Source organism: Ramlibacter sp. (genome assembly GCF_028292805.1).
Taxonomy (GTDB): domain Bacteria; phylum Pseudomonadota; class Gammaproteobacteria; order Burkholderiales; family Burkholderiaceae_C; genus Ramlibacter.
In genome coordinates this window covers 1-7,767 of the sequence record NZ_JAQGLS010000225.1, presented here as the reverse complement: position 1 = coordinate 7,767, position 7,767 = coordinate 1, and the positions used below count along the sequence as shown (strand labels likewise).

Here is a 7,767-nt window from a genome sequence, read left to right as displayed (position 1 = left end):
GCCCGCCGGTATCGAGGTGGTGTTGCACAGCGAAAACGGCATTCTGGGAATGGGGCCTGCGCCCCCCGAAGGCCAGGAAGACTACGACCTGATCAATGCGGGCAAGCAGCCCGTCACCCTGTTGCCGGGCGGTGCTTTTTTCCACCACGCCGACAGCTTCGCGATGATGCGCGGCGGCCACCTGGACATCTGCGTGCTCGGCGCCTTCCAGGTCTCGGCCACCGGCGACCTGGCCAACTGGAGCACCGGCGAAGCCGGCGCCATCCCCGCCGTCGGCGGCGCGATGGACCTGGCCATCGGCGCCAAGCAGACCTGGGTGATGATGGACCTGCTGACCAAGCAGGGCGAGAGCAAGGTGGTGGAACGCTGCAGCTATCCGCTGACCGGCATGGCCTGCGTCAAGCGCATCTACTCGGACCTGGCCACGCTGGAATGCACGCCGCAGGGCCTGAAACTCATCGACGCGGTGGAAGGCCTGGCCCACGCCGAACTCGAACGACTCGTCGGCCTGCCGATCGCCGCCTGAACCAACCGGAGACTCCCATGACCCGCCAAGCCTTCATCTGCGACGCCATCCGCACGCCCTTCGGCCGCTACGGCGGCGCGCTGTCGTCGGTGCGCACCGACGACCTCGGTGCCATCCCGATCCGCGCGCTGATGGAGCGCAACGCCAAGGTCGACTGGGCCGCCATCACCGACGTGCTGTACGGCTGCGCCAACCAGGCCGGCGAAGACAACCGCAACGTGGCCCGCATGGCCGCGCTGCTGGCGGGCCTGCCGCTGGACGTGCCGGGCGCCACCATCAACCGTCTGTGCGGCTCGGGCCTGGACGCCGTGGGCAGCGCCGCCCGCGCCATCAAGTCAGGCGAAGCCACGCTGATGATCGCCGGCGGGGTCGAGAGCATGAGCCGCGCGCCGTTCGTGATGCCCAAGGCCGAAAGCGCCTTCAGCCGCGCCAACGCCGTCTACGACACCACCATCGGCTGGCGCTTCGTGAACAAGCGCATGAAGGAGCTGTACGGCGTCGACGCCATGCCGGAGACGGCGGAGAACGTCGCGCTCGACCACAAGATCGAGCGCGAGGCGCAAGACCGGATGGCGCTGGCTTCGCAGCTGAAGGCCGTGGCGGCGCAAAAACGCGGCTTCTTCGACGCCGAGATCGTGCCCGTGACCATTGCGCAGAAGAAGGGCGACGCGCTCGTCGTCAGCAAGGACGAGCATCCGCGCGAGACTTCGATGGAGACCCTGGCCAAGTTGAAAGGGGTGGTGCGGGCCGACGGCAGCGTCACCGCCGGCAACGCCAGTGGCGTCAATGACGGCGCCTGCGCGCTGCTGCTGGCCGACGAGGCCACGGCCGCCAAGAACGGACTGACGCCGCGCGCCCGCATCGTCGGCATGGCGACCGCCGGCGTGGCGCCGCGGGTGATGGGCATCGGCCCGGCGCCGGCCACGCAAAAGGTGCTGGCGCTGACCGGCCTGACGCTCGAGCAGATGGACGTGATCGAGCTGAACGAGGCGTTCGCCGCCCAGGGCCTGGCCGTGCTGCGCATGCTGGGGCTGCCCGACGACGACGCCCGCGTCAACCCGAACGGCGGCGCGATCGCCCTGGGCCACCCGCTGGGCGCTTCCGGCGCGCGGCTGGCCACGACGGCCGTGAACCAGCTGCACGCGAGCGGCGGCCGCTATGCGCTGTGCACGATGTGCATCGGCGTGGGGCAGGGCATCGCCGTGATCCTGGAACGCGTCTGATCCTTGACCCTTGTCCCTCCCCTCCGGGGGAGGGTCGGGGTGGGGCAGCCCCTGTCCTTCGCCAGCGCCGCAGCGCCGCCAACGCCCCCATCCCACCCTTCCCCCACGGGGGAAGGAGCCATACCTTTCATTCACATGACCAAGCCTGAAACCACCCTCGTTACCGGCGCCAGCGCAGGCATCGGCCGCGCCATCGCCGAGATGCTGCTGGCCCAGGGCCGCAGCGTGCTGAACCTCGACTACAAATTGCCAGATTGGTCGCATGCCAAGCTGGTGTCGCTGCAGGCCGACCTGACCAGCGAGCGCGACACGCGCGAGCGTTGCCAGCAGGTGGCCCGCGAGTTCAACGTCACGGCCCTGGTCAACAACGCCGGCGCCACGCGGCCCGGCACCATCGACACGGCCACCGTGGCCGACCTGGATCACGTGGTGGCGCTGCATTTCCGCGCGGTCATGCTGCTGACGCAGGCGGTGCTGCCCACGCTGCGCGCCAGCGGCCACGGCCGCATCGTCAACATCGCCTCGCGCGCCGCGCTGGGCAAAACCGAACGCATCGTCTACTCCGCCACCAAGGCGGGCCTGGTCGGGATGACGCGCACGCTGGCCATGGAGCTGGGCGGCGACGGCATCACCGTGAACGCGGTCGCCCCCGGGCCGATCGCGACCGAGCTGTTTCGCAGCAGCAACCCGGAGGGCGCGCCGCGCACGCAGCGCATCCTCGACAGCATCGTGGTCAAGCGCATCGGAACGCCCGAGGACGTGGCCCGTGCCGCCCTGTTCTTCCTGTCGCCGGACAACGGCTTCGTCACCGGCCAGGTGCTGTACGTCTGCGGCGGCACCACGCTGGGCGTCGCCCCGGTCTGACCCTTCTTCCATTTTTCGCAGCCAGAGGTTTCTCATGCACAAGACTTTCGATTCAACCCGCCGCCGCCTGACCGTAGGCGTCATCGCAGCCGCGACGCTGGCCGCCGCACCGCTCGCCGCCACGGCCCAAGCCGCCTACCCCAGCAAGCCGATCAACCTGATCGTGCCGTTCTCCGCCGGCGGCACCACCGACATCCTGGCGCGCATCGTCGGCGAAGCCATCAAGAAGGAACTGGGCCAGCCGGTGATCGTCGACAACCGCGCCGGCGCCGGCGGCAACATCGGCGGCGCGCTGGCCGCCAAGGCGGCGCCGGACGGCTACACGCTGTTCATGGGCACGGTGGGCACGCACGCCATCAACGCCAGCCTGTACAAGAAGATGCCGTTCGACCACGTCAAGGACTTCGCGCCGCTCACGCGCGTGGCGATGGTGCCCAACCTGCTGGTGGCGCATCCCTCGCGTCCGTACAAGAACGTCAGGGAACTGATCGCCTACGCCAGGGCCAACCCGGGCAAGGTGAACTTCGGCTCCTCCGGCAACGGCAGCTCGATCCACTTGTCGGGCGAGCTGTTCAACACGCTGGCCAAGGTCGACATGATCCACGTCCCGTACAAGGGCAGCGCGCCGGCCGTGACCGACCTGGTCGGCGGCCAGATCGACCTGATGTTCGACAACATGCCCTCGGCCATCCAGCACGTGCGCTCGGGCCGCCTGAAGGCGCTGGCCGTGACCACCGCCAAGCGCTCGCCGGAGCTGCCGGACGTGCCGACCATCGCCGAAGCGGGCGTGCCCGGTTACGAAGCCACCTCCTGGTTCGGCATGTTCGCACCGGCCGCGACGCCGGCGCCCATCGTCGCCAGGCTGAACGCGGCGCTGGTCAAGGCGCTGGCCGACCCCGAGGTGAAGAAGAAGTTCGCCGAGCAGGGGGCCGAAGCGCTGGGCGAGACGCCGGCGCAGTTCGCCTCGTTCATCCGCGCGGAAACGGCCAAGTGGAGCCAGGTGGTGAAGGCGTCAGGCGCCAGCGTCGACTAAGACCCGTCGTTCCCGCGCAGGCGGGAACCCAGCACGCGCTTCCTTTGCGGGCGCCGGAAAACTGATTTCCGGCGCCCGCATTGCCTTGCGCGCCACCCCGGCCGGACACTGCGCGGCATGGAGACAAGCAACACACCGGCGATCGGCTGGATCGGCCTGGGGCGCATGGGCGAGGCCATGGTCAAGCGGCTGCTCAAGGGCGGCTTCGGCGTCGCCGTCTGGAACCGCACCCGCAGCAAGGCGGAGCCGCTGGTCGGGTACGGCGCGCAGATCGTCGCCCGCAAGCTGGACCTGGCCGGCTGCGAAACCGTCTTCACCATGGTCTCGACCACCGACGACTTGATGGACGTGCTGTTCGGCGCCGGCGGCCTGGTCACCGGCGAGCGCAAGCCGCGGGTGGTGGTCGACAGCTCCTCGATTTCGCAGGAAGGCTCGGCCGACATCCGGGCGCGGCTGGAGGCGCTGGGCGTGGCCTACCTGTGCGCCCCGGTCTCGGGCAACGCCAAGGTGGCCAAGGCCGGCAAGCTGCTGATCGTCGCATCCGGCCCGCAGGCGCTGTACGACACGGCCCGGCCCTACCTGCAGGCGATGGGCCGCAAGGCGATGTGGGTGGGCGAGGGCGAGCTGGCGCGCATCTGGAAGATCGCCCACAACACCATGTTCGGCGTGGTGATCCAGAACCTGTGCGAGATCACGGTGCTGGCCGAGAAGGCCGGCATCCCGCGCCACGTGTTCCTGGAGAGCATCAACGACTCGGTGCTCGGCTCCATGTACACCCGCTACAAGACGCCGGTGCTGACCAACCTCACGTTCGAGCAGGTCACCTTCACCCCCAAGCTGCTGCTCAAGGACATGGACCTGGGCATGGGCGCGGCCAAGGCCTACGGCGTGGCCATGCCCGCCGCCGCCGCCACCCGCGAATCGGTCGCGCGCATGGTCGGTCGCGGCTACGAAGACATCGATTTCGCCGTGTTGCTGGCCGAGACGGCCAAGGATGCCGGGCTGGACCTGAAGCCCGAAAACGTGAAGATCGGCGACGGCCTGGAATCCTGAGGAGGCAAGCATGAAGCGATGGATCCCCGTGTTGGTGGTGGCGCTGTGGGCGTCCGCGGCGTGGGCGCAGCCCGCGCCGTTCCCGAGCAAGCCGATCAAGCTGGTGGTGCCGTTCACTGCCGGCAGCGGCACCGACATCGTCGCCCGCGCCATCGGCGACGCCATGGCCAAGGGGCTGGGCCAGCCGGTGATCATCGAGAACAAGCCGGGCGCCGGTGGCACCATCGGCGCGGCCCAGGTGGCGCGCAGCGACCCCGACGGCCACACCATCCTGATCCACTCGTCCGGGCATGCGCTCAATCCCGCGATCTATCCCGCGCTGCCCTACGACACGCTCAAGGACCTCACCGGCGTGACGCCGCTGGCGGCCTTGCCCAACGTGATGGTGGTCTCGCCGGCGCGCGGCTGGAAGACCATGGCCGACGTGCTGGCGGCCGCCCGCGACAAGCCTGGCCAGCTGAACTACGCATCGGCCGGGGTGGGTAGCGCGACCCACATGAACGCCGAGAAGTTCAAGCTGCAGGCCGGCATCGAGGCGCAGCACGTGCCCTTCAAGGGCACGCCCGAAGCGCTAGCCGACGTGATCGGCGGACGCAGCGACTGGTTCTTCGCCCCGCTGTCGTCGGCCTTGCCGCTGATCAAGGACGGCAAGCTGCTGGCGCTGGCCGTCAGCACCTCGCTGCGGGCACCCACCTTGCCCGAGGTGCCGACCACGGTGGAGTCGGGGATCATCGGCTCCGACTACACCTTCTGGGTCGGGATGATGGTGCCGGCAGCCACCCCGCCGGCGCTGGTGCGACGGCTGCACGACCAGGCCTTGAAGGCGCTGGCGCTGCCGGAGGTGCGCGAGCGCATGGCCAGGCTGGGCGCCGACGCTTTCACCATGACCCCGGAGGCCTTCAACGCCTACATCCGCACCGAGATGGAAGCGGCGGCCCGGATTGCCAGGGCCGCCAACCTGAAGGCGCAGTAGCGGTGCGGCCACAGGAGCGCAGCTTTTCGGCTCCTCCGTGAGGAAATGCCGGCGGCTTGCGACTGCTTCGTTTACATCCTGAAACATAAGCTCTAGATTGGCGGCAAGGGCGCGCATGGTGCGACGCCGACTGCCACCTGGAGAGAGCCATGACGATCTGGATGAACACCATTGCCGCCGTTGCGCTGGCCGGCTTTGCCACCCTGGGCCTGGCCGACACCCGGTCCGACGCCAAGGCGATGCTGGGCGAGGCGCATGCGCTGATCGCCGCCAAGGGCATGAAGGTCGCAGCCGCGGAGTTCAACGCCGGCGGCAAGTGGAAGCGCGGCAACCAGTACGTGGTGCTGGTCGCCTTTGACGGCGGCACCTTGCTGGCGCATGCGGACAATCCCAAGATGGAAGGCAAGGCGATGCTGCAAGCCAGGGACGCTTCGGGCAAGCCGTTCGTGCAGGAAACCATCAAGAACGTGAAGGCCTCCGGCGAGTCGCTGGTGGAATACCGATGGGCCAACCCCAGCACCAAGAAGATCGACAACGGCCGCCTGATGGCGCGCCGCGTGCCGGGGCAGGACGCCTACGTGGCCGTCGGTTTCTGGGAATAAGCCGGCCGATGTCCCAGGCATGCGCGCGCTCGACAACCTTTCCATCAAGCTCAAGCTGATCCTGCTGCCGGCGCTGTGCCTGCTGCTGTTGCTGGCCAGCGCCGGGCTGACGCTGTGGGGGTCCGAGCAGCTCGGGTCGGCCCTGCAGTCGCTCTACAGCCAGCGTTTGCCCAGCCATGCCTTCGCCGCCCGCGTCGAAGCCGACGTGCGCGACCTGAACGGGCTGATCAACCAGTCGCTGGCGCTCGAAGCGGTGGGTTACAGCGCGGCCGAAGTGGCGGTGGTGGACGAGGCCATCGTGGCCACTGGCGAGCGGCTGCAGGCTGCGTTGCAGGAGCGGATGGCGATGGTCGAGCCGCCCGAGCGGGAGGCGCTGGCGGCGATCGACAAGGCCCTGAAGGCTTACCGCAAAAGCATCGCCGACACCGTCGACCTCAAAAGCAGCGGGCTGGCCACGGCGGCGACCTTCCTGACCGTCGCCAACGGCCAGTACGCGGTGCTGCTCAAGGCGGTGAGCCAGATCAGCGCATCGCAGCTGCAACGGGCCGGCGAGGAGGTGGCGCAGGCGCAGGCCGGCAGCCGCCGGCTGCAGTTCCTGACCTTGCTGGCCTCGGCCGCCGCCGTCGCCATCGCCTTGCTGAGCAGCGCGGCGATCGCCAGCGGCATGCTGCGGCGCGTGCGGCGGCTGTCGGCGGCCATGAGGGCGCTGGGCGACGGCGACCTGTCGCGCCGGATCGAGTCGCAAGGGCGCGACGAGATCGGCACCCTGATGCGCGACGCCGAAGCGGTGCGCGAGCGGCTGGCCGGGTCGCTGCGCAGCGTGCGGGCCGCCAGCGAATCGGTGCGCTCGGCGGCCGGCGAGATCGCCCACGGCAACACCAGCCTGGGCCAGCGCACCGAGACCACGTCGGCGTCGCTGCAGCAAACGGCCGCTTCGATGCACCAGCTGACCGACGCCGTCAACGAAAACGCGCTGGCCTCGCAGCGGGCCAGCGACGCCGCCAGCGGCGTGGCCCTGGCGGCCCGCGCCAGCGGCACGGTGGTGGCGCGCGTGGTGCAGACCATGGGCGACATCAGCGGCGCCAGCCGTCGCATCGCCGAGATCACCGGGGTGATCGACGGCATCGCCTTCCAGACCAACATCCTGGCGCTGAACGCCGCGGTGGAAGCGGCCCGGGCCGGCGAGCAGGGCCGCGGCTTCGCGGTGGTGGCGGCCGAAGTGCGCAACCTGGCGCAGCGCAGCGCCGCTGCGGCCAAGGAGATCAAGGGCCTGATCGGCGAGTCGGTCGACAAGGTCGAGGCCGGCACGCGGCTGGTCGACGCCGCCGGCCAGACCATGCAGGAGATCGTCGCCTCCGTGAAGAAGGTCAGCGACCTGGTCGCGGAGATCGCGGCGGCCAGCGCGGAGCAGGACTCCGGCATCCAGCAGGTCAACACCGCCGTCGCCCAGATGGACCAGGTGGTGCAGCAGAACGCCTCGCTGGTCGAGGAGG

The 7,767-nt window shown here is 69.5% G+C and carries 8 protein-coding genes; all 8 read left to right on the top strand.

Annotation, left to right across the window (positions count from 1 at the left end):
* The coding region (locus tag JWP65_RS14380; RefSeq protein ID WP_299764879.1) for a CoA-transferase at positions 1 to 526 on the top strand (526 nt) is incomplete at its 5' end.
* 17 nt (positions 527 to 543) lie between these two features.
* Entirely contained in the window at positions 544 to 1,749 is a 1,206-nt protein-coding gene (pcaF, locus tag JWP65_RS14375; RefSeq protein WP_299764877.1) for a 3-oxoadipyl-CoA thiolase, read from the top strand.
* A gap of 135 nt (positions 1,750 to 1,884) precedes the next feature.
* Positions 1,885 to 2,613, top strand: coding sequence for an SDR family oxidoreductase (locus JWP65_RS14370; protein ID WP_299764875.1), 729 nt, complete (start codon positions 1,885 to 1,887; stop codon positions 2,611 to 2,613).
* A gap of 34 nt (positions 2,614 to 2,647) precedes the next feature.
* Positions 2,648 to 3,646, top strand: a complete 999-nt coding sequence (locus tag JWP65_RS14365) for a tripartite tricarboxylate transporter substrate binding protein (RefSeq protein ID WP_299764873.1) — start codon at positions 2,648 to 2,650, stop codon at positions 3,644 to 3,646.
* A 117-nt stretch (positions 3,647 to 3,763) separates the two neighbouring features.
* Positions 3,764 to 4,699: an NAD(P)-dependent oxidoreductase gene (locus JWP65_RS14360; protein ID WP_299764871.1), complete on the top strand. Its 936-nt coding sequence runs from the start codon at positions 3,764 to 3,766 to the stop codon at positions 4,697 to 4,699.
* Between the two features lie 10 nt (positions 4,700 to 4,709).
* Positions 4,710 to 5,672 (top strand): tripartite tricarboxylate transporter substrate binding protein, encoded by a 963-nt coding sequence (locus JWP65_RS14355; protein ID WP_299764869.1) that lies wholly within the window; start codon positions 4,710 to 4,712, stop codon positions 5,670 to 5,672.
* A gap of 149 nt (positions 5,673 to 5,821) precedes the next feature.
* Complete coding sequence (locus JWP65_RS14350; RefSeq protein WP_299764866.1) at positions 5,822 to 6,274, top strand: cache domain-containing protein; 453 nt, start codon at positions 5,822 to 5,824, stop codon at positions 6,272 to 6,274.
* 19 nt (positions 6,275 to 6,293) lie between these two features.
* On the top strand, positions 6,294 to 7,767 hold a 1,474-nt coding region (locus JWP65_RS14345), incomplete at its 3' end, for a methyl-accepting chemotaxis protein (protein WP_299764864.1).

Excerpts from the sequence above, each read along its gene's own strand:
- JWP65_RS14355 (WP_299764869.1), top strand. The coding sequence starts at position 4,710 with ATGAAGCGATGGATCCCCGTGTTGGTGGTGGCGCTGTGGGCGTCCGCG.
- JWP65_RS14370 (WP_299764875.1), top strand. The coding sequence starts at position 1,885 with ATGACCAAGCCTGAAACCACCCTCGTTACCGGCGCCAGCGCAGGCATC.
- JWP65_RS14365 (WP_299764873.1), top strand. The coding sequence starts at position 2,648 with ATGCACAAGACTTTCGATTCAACCCGCCGCCGCCTGACCGTAGGCGTC.
- JWP65_RS14350 (WP_299764866.1), top strand. The coding sequence starts at position 5,822 with ATGACGATCTGGATGAACACCATTGCCGCCGTTGCGCTGGCCGGCTTT.
- pcaF (WP_299764877.1), top strand. The coding sequence starts at position 544 with ATGACCCGCCAAGCCTTCATCTGCGACGCCATCCGCACGCCCTTCGGC.
- JWP65_RS14360 (WP_299764871.1), top strand. The coding sequence starts at position 3,764 with ATGGAGACAAGCAACACACCGGCGATCGGCTGGATCGGCCTGGGGCGC.